The following is a 14341-nucleotide window of genomic DNA, read 5'->3' on the forward strand; positions in this document are numbered from 1 at the left end:
CCTCCAAGAGGTGTCTCTGACCTGCGGCTTTGCCGTCCACCGGCTGTGCAGAAGAAAAACTTCCCCAACCGGCGCAAGATCGCTTCGAATGGTGCACAGCAGCGCGCACCGCTAGACGGAAGGTAAGGGGTGCAATACCTTTGTATCTCTTACCTGTGGACGATTAGATTGGTGCACATGACACAGGCCCCTGCGCGTCGCCGAACCGGCCGGAGACAGCACGACCGAGAGATCGTGGCGTTGGCCGTGCCGGCCTTCGGCTCCCTCATCGCCGAGCCCCTCTTCCTCATGGCCGATACCGCCATCGTGGGCCATCTGGGCACGGCCCAACTCGCCGGCCTCGGCGTCGCCTCGGCCCTGCTGATGACGGCCGTCAGTGTCTTCGTCTTCCTCGCCTATGCCACGACAGCGGCGGTCGCGCGTCGCGTCGGCGCAGGTGATCTGCAATCCGCCATCCGCCAGGGCATGGACGGCATCTGGCTGGCACTGCTCCTCGGCGCTGCCGTCGTCGCCGTCCTCCTGCCGACGGCGTCCACAGTCGTGGACCTCTTCGGCGCCTCGGATGCGGCGGCTCCCTATGCGACCACGTACCTGCGCATCTCCACGCTCGGCATACCGGCCATGCTCATCGTCCTCGCGGCGACCGGCGTGCTGCGCGGCCTCCAGGACACCAAGACCCCTCTGTACGTAGCCATCGCCGGCTTCGTCGCCAACGGCGCTCTCAACGCGGGGCTCGTCTACGGCGCCGACCTGGGGATCGCCGGCTCCGCCTGGGGCACCGTCATCGCCCAGTGGGGCATGGCCGTGGTCTATCTCGCGGTGGTTCTGCGCGGGGCGCGCAAGCACGGTGCCTCACTTCGCCCGGACGCCGCCGGGATCAGGGCCTCCGCACAGGCCGGTGTGCCGCTGCTGGTTCGCACTCTCTCCCTGCGGGCGATCCTGATGATCGCCACGGCGGTCGCCGCCCGTCTCGGGGATGCCGACATCGCCGCACACCAGATCATTCTGTCCCTGTGGAGCCTGCTCGCCTTCGCTCTCGACGCCATCGCCATCGCAGGCCAGGCCATCATCGGGCGCTACCTCGGAGCCGGTGACGCAGAAGGCGCCCGAGACGCGTGCCGTCGCATGGTCGAGTGGGGGATCGCCGTCGGGGTCGTCCTCGGCATTCTGGTCGTCATCACCCGCCCGGCGTTCCTGCCCTTGTTCACCAGTGACTCCGCGGTCAAGGACGTGGCGCTGCCCGCCCTGCTCATCGTCGCCCTCTCACAGCCGATCTCTGGCATCGTCTTCGTCCTGGACGGAGTCCTGATGGGCGCCGGCGACGGCCCGTACCTGGCCTGGGCGATGCTGCTCACTCTGGCGGTCTTCACCCCGGTCGCTCTGCTGGTGCCGGTGCTGGGCGGTGGGCTCACCGCTCTCTGGGCCACCATGACGCTGATGATGACCGTGCGGATGCTGACGCTGTGGCTCCGGACCCGCTCCGGCCGTTGGATCGTGACGGGCGCGACCCTCTGACCGCCGGACTCACTGGCTGTTTCACGTGAAACACGGTGCTTCACCAACACGGTGTTTCACGTGAAACGACGATGGGGCCGCACCCCGAAGGGCGCGACCCCATCGCTCACTGTCTCAGCGAGCGCGGCACTCAGGCCGCGACGACCTCGATGTTGACCTTGGCGGCAACCTCGGGGTGCAGACGCACGGACGTCTCGTGAGCGCCCAGCGTCTTGATCGGCGAGCCCAGCTCGATGCGGCGCTTGTCGACCTCGGGGCCACCGGAAGCCTTGATCGCGGAAGCGATGTCGGCCGGGGTGACGGAACCGAAGAGACGACCGGCGTCGCCGGAGCGGACAGCCAGACGGACCTTGACGCCCTCGAGCTGGGCCTTCACCTGGTTGGCCTGCTCGATGGTCTGGATCTCGTGGATCTTGCGAGCACGACGGATCTGCTCGACGTCCTTCTCGCCACCCTTGGTCCAGCGGATAGCGAACTTCCGCGGGATCAGGTAGTTGCGAGCGTAACCGTCCTTGACGTCGACGACGTCGCCCGCGGCACCGAGGCCGGAGACCTCGTGGGTGAGGATGATCTTCATGTGTCGGTCACCCTTCCCTTATCGCGCGGTGGAGGTGTAGGGCAGCAGCGCCATCTCACGGCTGTTCTTGACGGCCGTGGCGACGTCACGCTGGTGCTGCGTGCAGTTGCCGGTCACGCGGCGGGCACGGATCTTGCCGCGGTCGGAAATGAACTTCCGCAGCATGTTCGTGTCCTTGTAGTCCACGTACGTGACCTTGTCCTTGCAGAAAGCGCAGACCTTCTTCTTCGGCTTGCGCACAGGCGGCTTCGCCATGGTGTATCTCCTGTGTGATCAAGAAGTTGGGGTGCGAACCCGCCCTAGAAGGGGGGCTCGTCCGAGTAGCCGCCGCCACCGCCGCTGCCGCCGGAGCCACCGCCCCAGCCGCCGCCACCGCCCTGGTTGCCACCGGCGGGAGCGCCGGTCGCCCACGGGTCGTCGGCGGGAGCGCCGCCGCCCTGCTGGCCGCCACCGGGGCCGCCGCCCCAGCCGCCGCCGCCCTGGGCGCCACCGCCACCGCCGCCGTAACCGCCCTGGCCACCGCGGCCGGTGGTCTTGGTGACCTTGGCCGTGGCATTGCGCAGGCTGGCGCCGACTTCCTCGACGTCCAGCTCGTAGACCGTGCGCTTGACGCCCTCACGGTCCTCGTAGGACCGCTGCTTCAGCCGGCCCTGCACGATGACGCGCATGCCTCGCTGGAGCGACTCGGCGACGTTCTCCGCCGCCTGACGCCAGACCGAGCAGGTCAGGAAGAGGCTCTCGCCGTCCTTCCACTCGTTCGTCTGGCGGTCGAAGGTGCGGGGAGTGGACGCGACACGGAACTTCGCGACGGCCGCACCGGAGGGGGTGAAGCGCAGCTCGGGGTCGTCGACAAGATTGCCGACCACCGTGATGACGGTCTCGCCTGCCATGGGGGAACCTCTCGGCGGGTTTGCTCTGGCTGCTTGCTACTCGAATCCCGGGATCAGCTGAGCGTGAGAGCTCAGTGGGTCTCGGGACGGAGGACCTTGGTCCGGAGGACCGACTCGTTCAGGTTCATCTGGCGGTCGAGCTCCTTGACGACCGCAGGCTCGGCCTGCAGGTCGATGACCGAGTAGATGCCCTCAGGCTTCTTCTTGATCTCGTACGCGAGACGACGACGGCCCCAGGTGTCGACCTTCTCGACCTTTCCGCCGCCGTCACGGACGACAGACAGGAAGTTCTCGATCAACGGAGAGACAGCGCGCTCCTCGACCTCGGGGTCGAGGATGACCATCACCTCGTAGTGACGCATGTGGAACCCACCTCCTTTGGACTCAGCGGCCACGGTCGTTCCGTGGCAGGAGGGTTGTGATGCGTTGTGATGCGTAGGCAACGGTATCGGCCACCACTGACAGTCGGGGATTCTGTGGAGAAGCCCCTGCCGTGACATGGGCAGACACCGGTGCGGACAGTACAGAGTACCCGCACAGCGGCTTGCGGTTGAAATCCGGCCGTCAGGGCAGCCAATCTGTACACATCGGGTGTGTATGGCGCTACGATGCGCCGACTTTCGCAGGAGGTGCCCTATGGCACAGGCATTGCGACCCAACACCGCCGGCGGTCTCTTCGCCACGGACGGCAGGCCCCACCCCCTTCAGGACACCCTGCTCGCGGTGACCCTGGTGCTGGGCATCACGTCGTTCATCACGGCACTCATCGACGAGGACCTGCATCTGCTCAGCTCCTGGACCGGCCTGGTGGGCATTCTCACCGGTGCGTACGGCCAGTGGGTCTCGGAGACGACCCGGGAGCGCTTCGGCCTGATCCTGGGCCTCGGTGCCGCGGGCGTCGGGTTCTTCCTGGGCATGGCGCACGGCGGTCTCTTCGGCGGTCTCTTCGACTGACGCCAGGCACACCCCTTCCGAACACCGGGTGACGCCCCGGCCGTCCAGGGCCGGGGCGAAGGTTCCGTACGCCCAACCGGCGCGCATCCAAGGCGCAGTAGGCTTCGCGCGAGAGCCGGAGCCCCTGACCCTATGGGGACACACCAGCCCGAGGAGCGCCCCGAAATGAGCCTGACCCTGAGGACCATCAGTCGCGAGCAGCATCTGGCCTACATCCAGAGCCTGCCGTCGGCGAGCCACATGCAGGTCCCGGCCTGGGCTGACGTCAAGGCGGAGTGGCGCTCCGAGAACCTCGGATGGTTCGACGACAGGACGGGCGAGCTGGTCGGTGCCGGTCTGGTCCTCTACCGGCAGCTTCCCAAGATCAAGCGCTACCTCGCCTATCTGCCCGAAGGCCCGGTCATCAACTGGTTCGCGCCGAATCTCCAGGAGTGGATCGAGCCGATGCTGGCGCACCTGAAGCAGCAGGGCGCCTTCTCGGTGAAGATGGGCCCGCCGGTGGTCATCCGGCGCTGGGAGGCCACCTCCATCAAGCAAGGCATCCAGAACCCCGACGTGAAGCGGCTGCGCGACATCGAGGCCGACCACATCGAGCCGCGCGCCTTCGAGGTCGCCGACAAGCTGCGCCGCATGGGGTGGCAGCAGGGCGAGGACGGTGGCGCCGGCTTCGGCGACGTCCAGCCCCGCTACGTCTTCCAGGTGCCGCTGGCCAACCGCTCGCTGGAAGAGGTCCACAAGAACTTCAACCAGCTGTGGCGCCGCAACATCAAGAAGGCCGAGAAGGCCGGTGTCGAGGTCGTCCAGGGCGGCTACCAGGACCTCGAGGAATGGCAGCGGCTGTACGAGATCACGGCCGTGCGCGACCACTTCCGGCCGCGCCCGCTGTCGTACTTCCAGCGCATGTGGACGGCCCTCAACAGCGAGGACCCCAACCGCATGCGGTTGTACTTCGCCCGGCACAACGGCGTGAACCTCTCTGCGGCGACGATGCTGATCGTCGGCGGACACGTCTGGTACTCCTACGGCGCCTCCGACAACATCGGCCGTGAGGTCCGGCCCTCGAACGCGATGCAGTGGCGGATGCTGCGCGACGCCTACGCGCTCGGCGCCACCGTCTACGACCTGCGTGGTATCTCCGACTCGCTGGACGAGACCGACCACCTCTTCGGTCTGATCCAGTTCAAGGTGGGTACGGGCGGCCAGGCCGCCGAGTACCTCGGCGAGTGGGACTTCCCGCTGAACAAGCTGCTGCACAAGGCGCTCGACATCTACATGTCGCGCCGCTGATCTCACGCTCAGTGCTTCCATACCTCTGATACACGGCAACCACGAGAAAGGTTCCAGGTCCGGCCATGGCGCTCACGCTCTACGTCGACACCGCGCGCTGGCGGGCGCACCACAAGCACGTGCAGGAGCAGTTCCCCGGCCTCGTGCCGGTCTGCAAGGGCAACGGCTACGGCTTCGGGCACGAGCGGCTGGCGGAGGAGGCCACGCGGCTGGGCTCGGACGTCCTCGCCGTCGGCACGACGTACGAGGCCGCCCGGATCAAGGACTGGTTCGGCGGTGACCTGCTGGTGCTGACGCCGTACCGGCGCGGCGAGGAGCCCGTGCCCCTGCCGGACCGGGTCATCCGCTCCGTGTCGTCGATAGACGGCGTGTACGGCCTCGTCGGTGCCCGTGTGGTGATCGAGGTGATGTCCTCGATGAAGCGGCACGGCATCGGTGAGCAGGATCTGCCCCAGCTGCACGCCGCCATCGAGAACGTCCGTCTGGAAGGCTTCGCGATCCACCTGCCGCTGGACCGCACCGACGGCTCGGACGCGGTCGAGGAGGTCATCGGCTGGATGGACCGGCTGCGCGCCGCCCGGCTGCCGCTCCACACCATGTTCGTCAGCCACCTCAAGGCCGAGGATCTCGCCCGGCTCCAGCAGCAGTTCCCGCAGACGCGGTTCCGGGCCCGCATCGGCACGCGCCTGTGGCTGGGGGACCACGAGGCCACCGAGTACCGCGGCGCGGTCCTGGACGTCACGCGCGTGACCAAGGGCGAGCGCTTCGGCTACCGCCAGCAGAAGGCGGCCTCCGACGGCTTCCTGGTGGTCGTGGCGGGCGGTACGTCGCACGGGGTGGGCCTGGAGGCTCCCAAGGCGCTGCACGGCGTCATGCCGCGTGCCAAGGGCGTCGCCCGGGCCGGCCTCGCGACGGTCAACCGGAACCTTTCTCCCTTCGTCTGGGGCGGCAAGCAGCGCTGGTTCGCCGAGCCGCCGCACATGCAGGTCTCGATCCTGTTCGTGCCCGCAGACGCGCCGGAGCCGAAGGTCGGCGAGGAGCTGGTGGCCCATCTGCGGCACACCACCACGCAGTTCGACCGGATCGTGGACCGCTGACCGGCGCACTCACCGACCCGCCCGGCGCAGCAAGAAGGCCGTACACGGTTCTCGTGTACGGCCTTTCACGGCGTTCGCTCAGAGCGAACCGCCGGTCGCGTCCGGCCTGCCCCACTCGACCTGAGGCCCGTCGAACTGCGTGGCCGCGTGCCGGGCCGGACGGGCCGCGGGACCGAGCGCGAAGACGTCCTCCGCGCCGTCGAGCACTCCGCCCGAGGGATCGTCGTCCCCGGACCGGCGGACGGGATCTCGCTCCGGCATCAGGATGTCGCGCACGACCACGACGCAGAGATACAGCGTGCCCAGCAGGTGCAGGCCGATGGCCCAGTGATAGCCGTCCGTGGGCAGTCCCTTGTGGGCGTCTCCGCTCGTCGTGTACGCGAGGTACATCCAGATCCCCAGGAAGTAGGCCACCTCGCAGGCCTGCCAGATCAGGAAGTCCCGCCACTTCGGCCGGGCCAGGGCCGCCAGGGGCACCAGCCACAGAACGTACTGCGGCGAGTAGACCTTGTTGGTGAGGATGAACGCCGCGACGATCAGAAAGGCCAGCTGGGCGAACCGCGGGCGGCGCGGAGCGGTCAGCGCGAGCACCGCGACACCCGCGCAGCACACCAGCATGAGCAACGTGGCGAGCGTGTTGACGGTGTCGGTGCTGAGCGGATTGTCCGAGTTCTGGGCCATGATCAGCCAGAACGAGCCGAAGTCGACGCCCCGTTCCTGGCTGAACGTGTAGAACTTCGACCAGCCCTCGAACGCGAAGAGCATCACCGGTCCGTTCACGACGACCCAGGCGATGATCGCACCACCCAGAGCCGTCCCGAAGTCACGCCACTTGCCCGCGCGCCAGCACAGCACCAGCAGCGGTCCGAGGATCAGGAAGGGATAGAGCTTGGCGGCCGTGGCGAGTCCCAGCAGGACCCCGAAGGCGAGGGAGCGGCCGCGCGACCACATCAGCATCGCCGCGGCTGTCAGGGCGACCGCCAGCAGGTCCCAGTTGATGGTTGCCGTCAGCGCGGCGGCAGGCGCCAGGGCAACCAGGAGGCCGTCCCAGGGACGCCGGGCATGGGTGCGGGTCACACAGACGGCGATGACGGACGCGCACACCATCAGCATCCCGGCGTTGACCATCCAGTACCACTGCTCCTGGTCCTGGATGGTGCCGCTGCCGGGCGTGAGCCAGGAGGCGACCTCCATGAAGACGCCGGTGAGCACCGGGTACTCCAGGTACTGCATGTCGCCGGGGAGCCTGTCGAAGTACGGCACGAGCCCGTCAGCGAAGCCACGCCCCTGGTAGAGGTGGGGGATGTCCGAGTAGCACGCGTGTGTGTACTGGGAGCTGGCACCGAAGAACCAGGCGCCGTTGTAGCAGGGCGCCTTCTGGACCAGGCCGAGGGCGAACATCCCGATCGCCACCAGCGCGATCACCCGCACGGGAGTCCACCAGGACGCCCCGAGCAGGGCACGCCGCCCGAGCGGGCCGCCGATCAGCTCACTGCCGGCCGCGGCGACCTTGTCCTCGTGGGTCGGCTGCACCGGCTCCGGCTCGTGGACGCTCGCTCGCGTCGATTCTGCACTGGGCATGCCGCACATCCTGCCGTACGCGTCTATCAATACGCCGAGGGCCGCCGCACCGGGTAGGTGCGGCGGCCCATGTTTCACGTGAAACGCCTTCGCGTTTCACGTGAAACACCCAAGCCGGGCGATCAGACGGCTATCCGGTGGGGCCTCCGAAGATGCCTCCGTTGCCGTTGCCTCTGGTGTTGCCGCCGGTCTCGCTGGTATCGCTTGGCAAGGGCGAGGGCGTCACGTCTCCGCCTGTACCTCCGCCGTTCTCCGTACCGCCGTCGTTCTCACACCCGAAGAACCCACAGGTGTCACTCGGCGACGGCGACGGAGACGTCGGGGTCTCGCTGGGCGTGGCGCTCGGCGACGAGGACGGGGTTTCGCTGGGCGTGATGCTCGGGGTGGGAGTCGGCGACGGAGCACCCAGCGCGTCCTGGACCTCACCGATCGTCTCGGCCTCCGGGAAACCGAGGTCGGGCTTGCCCTTCAGCGCGGCCTTCATGTACTCGGTCCACACCTGGGTGGGAGTGTCACCACCATGGATGGACTCCTCACCCGCCGTGCCGTTCATGGAGAGCAGCTTGGCGCTCTTGGGGTCCTCACGGAACATCGCGACCGAGGTCGACAGCTGCTGGGTGTAGCCGACGAACCAGGCCGACTTGTTCTCGTCCGTCGTACCGGTCTTGCCGGCCGCCGTACGGCCCAGGGCCAGCGCGTTCTTACCCGTACCGTTCTGGATGACGTTCTTCAGAACGTCCGTGACGTTGTGGGCCACGTTCTCGGGCATCGCCCGCGTGATCCGCGGCTTTTTGAAGCCTTGTACTTCCTGCCCGTTGAACTTGACGCTGGTCACCGAGTACGGGGCGGCCTGCTTGCCGGCAGCGGCGAACGTCGCGTAGGCGTCGGCCATGCGGATCGCGCTGGGGGTCGACGTACCGAGCGCGAACGACGGATTGAGGGTGGCGAAACTGGCGTCCAGGATGCCGGACTTCTCGGCCACGTCCCGCACGTTCCTCATCCCGACGTCCATGCCGAGCTGGACGAACGGGGTGTTCACGGACTGCTCCATCGCCTTGCGCAAGGTGATGTAGCCCCACGGGTGGTCGCTCTCGTTCTCCTGGAAGAACGGCGTGTTGTCCTTCTTCAGGACGTAGGAACCGTCGTTGTTCTTGACCTTGAGGTGATCGTTGCCGTTGTACTTGCTGAGCGGCGAGAGAGGACCGTCGCTCCGATAGGTGCCGTACTCCATCGCGGCGGCGAGCACGAACGGCTTCCACGTCGACCCGACGGGGACACCCGAGGTGTCCGCGTTGTTGTTGAAGTGGCCCTTCTCGTAGCCCGCACCGCCGTAGAGCGCGACGATCGCACCGTCGTTGGGCTTCACCGACGCCGCGCCGAACTGGACGTGCTTGTCCAGCTCACGCTTCTCCGGATCCAGCTTTTCGTCCTCGACCTTCTTGACGGCCTTGGCCAGCGCCTCGACCTTGCTCTTCTCGAAGGTCGTCTTGATCTGGTAGCCGCCCTGGTCGAACTGCTGCTCCGTGATGTTGGAGTGGTTCAGGACGTACTTCTTGGCCGTGTCCACCAGGTAGCTGATCTGGCCGGTCATGCCCTTGGTCGCCTTGCGGCCCTGGGGCTCGGGGTACTCGCTGATCGCCTTCTGGTAGTCGGTGTCCGAGAGCTGCTTGTCGTTGTGCATCTGCTCGAGGATCCAGCGCCAGCGCGTCTCCGAGCGCTTGCGGTTGGCGTCGGCGGACGCTGACTCGTCGATACCTGGGTTGCCCTCGGGGTCGTAGTACGTCGGGCCCTTGAGTAGCGCGGCGAGGAAGGCGCACTCGCTCGCGTCGAGATCTTCCGCATCCTTGCCGTAGTACGTCTGGGCGGCGGCCTGGATGCCGTAGGCGCCACGCCCGTAGTACGAGGTGTTGAGGTACCCCTGGAGGATCTGGTCCTTCTTGAGCTTCGTGCCCACCTTGATCGAGATGAACATCTCCTTGAACTTACGAGTGATCGTCTGTTCCTGGCTCAAGTAGGTGTTCTTGACGAACTGCTGGGTGATCGTCGAGCCGCCCTGGGTGTCGCCGCCCCGGGCCATGTTCGCCAAGGCGCGGGCGATGCCCATGGGGTCGACGCCCGAGTCCTTGTAGAAGGTCTTGTTCTCGGCGGAGATCACCGCCTGCCGCATTTCCTTGGGGATCCGGTCGATCGTGACGTTCTGCCGGTTCTGGCCGCTGCCCGTGGCCACCATCTGCTGGCCGTTGGACCAGTAGTAGACGTTGTTCTGCGACAGGGCCGCCGCGTTCTCCTCGTTGGGGACGCCCACCATGGCGTACCCGATGCCCGCCACGGCCACCAGGCTGCCGAAGAAGCCGATGCACAGACCGGAGACGAGCTTCCAGGACGGCAGCCAGCGCTGCCAGCCGTACTTGCCGGCCCGCGGATAGTCGATCAGCCGCTTCTTGTCGTAGACGGCAGCCGCGCGCCCTCGGCCCCGCCCGGGACCGGCAGGCCCGGCGGGGGTGGCGCGCCGGCCGCCACGGCTCGGTTCGGCCGCTCTGCGGCGGCTGCCTCCGGTGCTTCTCTGCGCCGCACGCCGGGCCTCTGCACGGCCGCCGTACGGACGCTCCTCACCCCCCGAGTCGTACGAGTCCGACCCATAGGAGTCGGACGGAGACCCGGTGGCGCCTCGCGGGGCCGCGCGGCGGCCGGAGGACGAACCGGACTGGCCGCGTCGGGCCGCGGCACGTCCGCCTCCCTGCGGCTGCGGCGGTTTGCGACGGTGCTCGCTCATCGAACGACTACTCCTCGGGCAGGCGCACCCTTGCGCGCCTGGAAACGGCGGCTGGTTTCCGGTCCCCCCGAAGTACGGATGCGGTCGGCTCCGCATTCATCGGTCCCGCATGCACCCGTACTACACCGAAGACGACGACGCTCTCAGGCGTCACTTGGTTCCCGGTGATGTGCATGGCGCACAGACTACGCACCGCCAAAACCCGCCGAGCCCGAAGTTCGCCTCAAATCAGGCAACTCGCGTCCGATGAACCGGTGATGTGATCCCGTTCACCAGACCCCCTCTTGTCGCATCCGGAAGGCCGTTCTATCGTCGTGATGTATCGAGTCGATACATCAGCTCGACACATCGGACCGAGACATCGGGTACCGCGGCAGAGAGGAGGCGACGATGAGCCGGCGTTCCGGGATCCTCGAGTTCGCCGTACTCGGCCTGCTCCGCGAATCTCCGATGCACGGCTATGAGCTGCGCAAACGACTCAACACGTCACTGGGCGTGTTCCGTGCGTTCAGCTACGGGACGCTCTACCCCTGCCTCAAGACACTGGTCGCCAACGGCTGGCTGATCGAGGAGCCAGGGAACGACACCGAGGCCGCTCCCCTCACCGGCCGCCGCGCCAAGATCGTCTACCGGCTGACGACGGAGGGTAAGGAGCACTTCGAGCAGCTGCTCTCCCAGACCGGGCCCGAAGCGTACGAGGACGAGACATTCGCCGCCCGTTTCGCTTTCTTCGGGCAAACCTCACGCGATGTGCGCATGCGCGTGCTGGAGGGCCGCCGCAGCCGGCTGGAAGAGCGCCTGGAGAAGATGCGCCTCTCCCTGGCCCGGACGCGGGAGCGCCTCGACGACTACACGCTTGAGCTCCAGCGCCACGGGATGGAGTCCGTGGAGCGCGAAGTGCGCTGGCTGAACGAGCTCATCGAGAGCGAGCGGGCGGGACGGGACCTGAAGGGTTCCGCCCCGGGGGAGCCCGGTTCGCGTGACACCACATCTGGAGCGTCGGGCGGCCTGCCCCGGCCGGGGGACGACCCCCGTCCGGATACGCCCGACGACACCGCCACGTGAGAGCCCGCTGAGGGCCTCACTCGTACACACAGGGAGCAACCGGAATGGGTTCGGTTCGCGTAGCCATCGTCGGTGTGGGCAACTGCGCCGCATCGTTGGTGCAGGGAGTCGAGTACTACAAGGACGCCGACCCGGCGGCCAAGGTGCCGGGCCTGATGCACGTCCAGTTCGGCGACTACCACGTCAGCGACATCGAGTTCGTCGCCGCGTTCGACGTGGACGCCAAGAAGGTCGGTCTCGACCTGGCGGACGCCATCGGCGCCTCCGAGAACAACACCATCAAGATCTGCGACGTACCCAGCACCGGTGTGACGGTCCAGCGCGGCCGCACCCTCGACGGCCTCGGCAAGTACTACCGCGAGACCATCGAGGAGTCCGCCGAGGAGCCGGTCGACGTCGTACAGGTCCTCAAGGACAAGCAGGTCGACGTCCTCGTCTGCTACCTGCCTGTCGGTTCCGAGGACGCGGCGAAGTTCTACGCCCAGTGCGCCATCGACGCCAAGGTCGCCTTCGTCAACGCCCTGCCGGTCTTCATCGCCGGCACCAAGGAGTGGGCGGACAAGTTCACCGAGGCGGGCGTCCCGATCGTCGGCGACGACATCAAGTCCCAGGTCGGCGCCACCATCACGCACCGTGTCATGGCGAAGCTGTTCGAGGACCGGGGCGTCGTCCTGGACCGCACGATGCAGCTGAACGTCGGCGGCAACATGGACTTCAAGAACATGCTCGAGCGCGACCGCCTCGAGTCGAAGAAGATCTCCAAGACGCAGGCCGTCACCTCCCAGATCCGCGACCGCGACATGGGCGCGGACAACGTCCACATCGGCCCGTCCGACTACGTGGCCTGGCTGGACGACCGCAAGTGGGCGTACGTCCGCCTGGAGGGCCGCGCGTTCGGTGACGTCCCGCTGAATCTGGAGTACAAGCTGGAGGTCTGGGACTCCCCGAACTCCGCCGGCGTCATCATCGACGCCCTGCGCGCCGCGAAGATCGCCAAGGACCGCGGCATCGGCGGTCCCGTGCTCTCCGCGTCGAGCTACTTCATGAAGTCTCCGCCCGTCCAGTACTACGACGACGAGGCCCGCGAGAACGTCGAGAAGTTCATCAAGGGTGAGGTCGAGCGCTGAGGCGCCGCAACCAGTCGCTCCTGCCAGGGCTGTGAGGGTCCCCGGGTCGTACGACCCGGGGATCTTCTCCGTATGTGAGGCTGTGCCCCATGGCCGTCGTCCGTGACCTGCGTGTCCTGTTGCGCTTCCAGGGCTTCAGGCGCCTGCTCGGCGTGCGCCTGCTCTCCCAGGGTGCCGACGGCGTCTACCAGGTCGCGCTCGCCGCGTACGTGGTCTTCTCGCCGGAGAAGCAGACCTCGGCAGCCGCGGTCGCCTCCGCGATGGCCGTGCTGCTGCTCCCGTACTCCCTCGTCGGCCCCTTCGCCGGTGTCCTGCTGGACCGCTGGCGGCGCCGCCAGGTCCTGCTGTACGGCAGCCTGCTGCGTGCCGTGCTGGCCTCCGCCACGGCCCTGCTGATACTCAGTCCGGCTCCGGACTGGCTCTTCTACGTCTCCGCCCTGTGCGTCACCGCCGTCAACCGTTTCGTCCTCTCCGGCCTGTCCGCCGCCCTGCCCCGCGTCGTCGACGCCGAGCGCCTCGTCATCGCCAACTCCCTCTCCCCGACTGCCGGGACGCTGGCGGCGACAGCGGGCGGCGGTATCGCCTTCGCCGTCCGCCTGGTGGTGGCCGACTCCGATGCCGCCGTGGTGCTCGTGGGGGCCGTGCTGTATCTGTGCGCCGCCCTGGCGTCGCTCAGCATGGCGCGGGAACTCCTCGGCCCCGACCGGACCTTGGTGCGCGAGCGGATCGGCACGGCTCTCACAGGCACCGTTCGCGACCTGGTGGCAGGTGTACGTCACCTGGCCGCGCCGCCGCGCCGGGAAGCGGCCTGGGCGCTCGCGGCGATGGCGCTGATGCGCTTCTGCTACGGCGCACTCCTGGTCATGCTGCTGATGCTCTGCCGGTACGCGCTCACCACGACCACGGACGACGGACTCACCCTGCTCGGGCTGGCGTTGGGCTTGTCCGGCGCCGGCTTCTTCGCGGCGGCCGTGGTGACGCCCTGGACCGCCGGACGGATCGGGCCGACCCGCTGGATCGTCGTCTGCGCGGGGGCCACCGCGCTGCTGGAGCCCGCTCTCGGGCTGCCGTTCGCCACTGCCCCTCTGCTGGCCGCCGCCTTCGTCCTGGGTCTCACCACTCAGGGCGCGAAGATCGCCACGGACACGATCGTCCAGTCCTCGGTCGAGGACGGCTTCCGTGGCCGGATCTTCTCGGTCTACGACGTCCTTTTCAACGTCGCTTTCGTCGGTGCCGCCGCCGTCGCCGCCCTGATGCTGCCGCCGGACGGCCGATCCGTGCCGCTGGTGATCACGATCGCCGTTATCTACGCGACAGTAGCTGTGATTATGGGCCGGTTTGATCGCCAGTAAGTGTCACGTCAATGACACAGAGCCACAACCGGCTACTGCCGCGCCAGTGGGGACCGGTAACTTACGTGGGTCTTATCTCGCGACATGTTCGCGTCACTCACACATGTTCTAGGGGGACCCCCA

13 protein-coding genes are annotated in these 14341 nt (G+C 67.5%); 7 read left to right on the plus strand and 6 right to left on the minus strand.

Translation table 11 applies throughout. The features are described from left to right. Positions 1-177 precede the first annotated feature (177 nt). Positions 178-1515 carry an MATE family efflux transporter gene (locus tag HDA41_RS19920; protein ID WP_184985772.1) on the plus strand — a complete coding sequence of 446 codons (1338 nt, stop codon included), beginning with the start codon at positions 178-180 and terminating at the stop codon, positions 1513-1515. A 130-nt stretch (positions 1516-1645) separates the two neighbouring features. Here the strand turns inward: HDA41_RS19920 and rplI are convergent, their stop codons facing one another. From rplI to rpsF, 4 genes are all read right to left on the minus strand, one after another. Then, positions 1646-2092 (minus strand): 50S ribosomal protein L9, encoded by a 447-nt coding sequence (gene rplI / locus HDA41_RS19925; RefSeq protein ID WP_010032778.1) that lies wholly within the window; start codon positions 2090-2092, stop codon positions 1646-1648. 18 nt (positions 2093-2110) lie between these two features. Further along, positions 2111-2347: a 30S ribosomal protein S18 gene (gene rpsR, locus HDA41_RS19930; protein ID WP_003949403.1), complete on the minus strand. Its 237-nt coding sequence runs from the start codon at positions 2345-2347 to the stop codon at positions 2111-2113. 44 nt (positions 2348-2391) lie between these two features. Further along, positions 2392-2982: a single-stranded DNA-binding protein gene (locus tag HDA41_RS19935; protein WP_184985774.1), complete on the minus strand. Its 591-nt coding sequence runs from the start codon at positions 2980-2982 to the stop codon at positions 2392-2394. A 71-nt stretch (positions 2983-3053) separates the two neighbouring features. Further along, a complete protein-coding gene (rpsF, locus tag HDA41_RS19940) occupies positions 3054-3344 on the minus strand; it encodes a 30S ribosomal protein S6 (protein ID WP_030847098.1) in 291 nt (96 codons plus the stop codon). 274 nt (positions 3345-3618) lie between these two features. Here rpsF and HDA41_RS19945 point away from each other — a divergent pair, with 274 nt between their 5' ends. The 3 genes from HDA41_RS19945 (at position 3619) to HDA41_RS19955 (ending at position 6320) form a co-directional block, all read left to right on the plus strand. Continuing rightward, positions 3619-3936 (plus strand): hypothetical protein, encoded by a 318-nt coding sequence (locus HDA41_RS19945; protein WP_184985775.1) that lies wholly within the window; start codon positions 3619-3621, stop codon positions 3934-3936. Positions 3937-4101: 165 nt separating this feature from the next. Continuing rightward, positions 4102-5223 carry a peptidoglycan bridge formation glycyltransferase FemX gene (gene femX, locus HDA41_RS19950; protein WP_086599146.1) on the plus strand — a complete coding sequence of 374 codons (1122 nt, stop codon included), beginning with the start codon at positions 4102-4104 and terminating at the stop codon, positions 5221-5223. Positions 5224-5288: 65 nt separating this feature from the next. Next, positions 5289-6320 carry an alanine racemase gene (locus HDA41_RS19955; RefSeq protein ID WP_184985776.1) on the plus strand — a complete coding sequence of 344 codons (1032 nt, stop codon included), beginning with the start codon at positions 5289-5291 and terminating at the stop codon, positions 6318-6320. Between the two features lie 78 nt (positions 6321-6398). On the opposite strand, the gene HDA41_RS19960 is transcribed toward HDA41_RS19955, so the two are convergent. Together HDA41_RS19960 and HDA41_RS19965 are read right to left on the minus strand one after the other, a co-directional pair. Continuing rightward, on the minus strand, positions 6399-7910 hold the full coding sequence (locus tag HDA41_RS19960) for a glycosyltransferase family 87 protein (protein WP_184993568.1): 1512 nt from the start codon (positions 7908-7910) through the stop codon (positions 6399-6401). A 121-nt stretch (positions 7911-8031) separates the two neighbouring features. After that, positions 8032-10674: a transglycosylase domain-containing protein gene (locus HDA41_RS19965; protein WP_230299487.1), complete on the minus strand. Its 2643-nt coding sequence runs from the start codon at positions 10672-10674 to the stop codon at positions 8032-8034. A 390-nt stretch (positions 10675-11064) separates the two neighbouring features. Here HDA41_RS19965 and HDA41_RS19970 point away from each other — a divergent pair, with 390 nt between their 5' ends. The 3 genes from HDA41_RS19970 to HDA41_RS19980 all read left to right on the plus strand — a co-directional run bounded on the left by HDA41_RS19970 (position 11065) and on the right by HDA41_RS19980 (position 14218). Beyond that, positions 11065-11739 carry a PadR family transcriptional regulator gene (locus HDA41_RS19970; protein ID WP_184985777.1) on the plus strand — a complete coding sequence of 225 codons (675 nt, stop codon included), beginning with the start codon at positions 11065-11067 and terminating at the stop codon, positions 11737-11739. A gap of 44 nt (positions 11740-11783) precedes the next feature. Further along, complete coding sequence (locus HDA41_RS19975; protein WP_184985779.1) at positions 11784-12866, plus strand: inositol-3-phosphate synthase; 1083 nt, start codon at positions 11784-11786, stop codon at positions 12864-12866. An 89-nt stretch (positions 12867-12955) separates the two neighbouring features. Then, positions 12956-14218: an MFS transporter gene (locus HDA41_RS19980; protein WP_184985781.1), complete on the plus strand. Its 1263-nt coding sequence runs from the start codon at positions 12956-12958 to the stop codon at positions 14216-14218. Positions 14219-14341 lie beyond the last annotated feature (123 nt).

Source organism: Streptomyces caelestis, assembly GCF_014205255.1.
Lineage (GTDB): Bacteria > Actinomycetota > Actinomycetes > Streptomycetales > Streptomycetaceae > Streptomyces > Streptomyces caelestis.

Bases quoted from the DNA above. Each gene is read 5' to 3' on its own strand.
- HDA41_RS19920 (WP_184985772.1), top strand. From the start codon at position 178: ATGACACAGGCCCCTGCGCGTCGCCGAACCGGCCGGAGACAGCACGAC.
- rplI (WP_010032778.1), bottom strand. From the start codon at position 2,092: ATGAAGATCATCCTCACCCACGAGGTCTCCGGCCTCGGTGCCGCGGGC.
- rpsR (WP_003949403.1), bottom strand. From the start codon at position 2,347: ATGGCGAAGCCGCCTGTGCGCAAGCCGAAGAAGAAGGTCTGCGCTTTC.
- HDA41_RS19935 (WP_184985774.1), bottom strand. From the start codon at position 2,982: ATGGCAGGCGAGACCGTCATCACGGTGGTCGGCAATCTTGTCGACGAC.
- rpsF (WP_030847098.1), bottom strand. From the start codon at position 3,344: ATGCGTCACTACGAGGTGATGGTCATCCTCGACCCCGAGGTCGAGGAG.
- HDA41_RS19945 (WP_184985775.1), top strand. From the start codon at position 3,619: ATGGCACAGGCATTGCGACCCAACACCGCCGGCGGTCTCTTCGCCACG.
- femX (WP_086599146.1), top strand. From the start codon at position 4,102: ATGAGCCTGACCCTGAGGACCATCAGTCGCGAGCAGCATCTGGCCTAC.
- HDA41_RS19955 (WP_184985776.1), top strand. From the start codon at position 5,289: ATGGCGCTCACGCTCTACGTCGACACCGCGCGCTGGCGGGCGCACCAC.
- HDA41_RS19960 (WP_184993568.1), bottom strand. From the start codon at position 7,910: ATGTGCGGCATGCCCAGTGCAGAATCGACGCGAGCGAGCGTCCACGAG.
- HDA41_RS19965 (WP_230299487.1), bottom strand. From the start codon at position 10,674: ATGAGCGAGCACCGTCGCAAACCGCCGCAGCCGCAGGGAGGCGGACGT.
- HDA41_RS19970 (WP_184985777.1), top strand. From the start codon at position 11,065: ATGAGCCGGCGTTCCGGGATCCTCGAGTTCGCCGTACTCGGCCTGCTC.
- HDA41_RS19975 (WP_184985779.1), top strand. From the start codon at position 11,784: ATGGGTTCGGTTCGCGTAGCCATCGTCGGTGTGGGCAACTGCGCCGCA.
- HDA41_RS19980 (WP_184985781.1), top strand. From the start codon at position 12,956: ATGGCCGTCGTCCGTGACCTGCGTGTCCTGTTGCGCTTCCAGGGCTTC.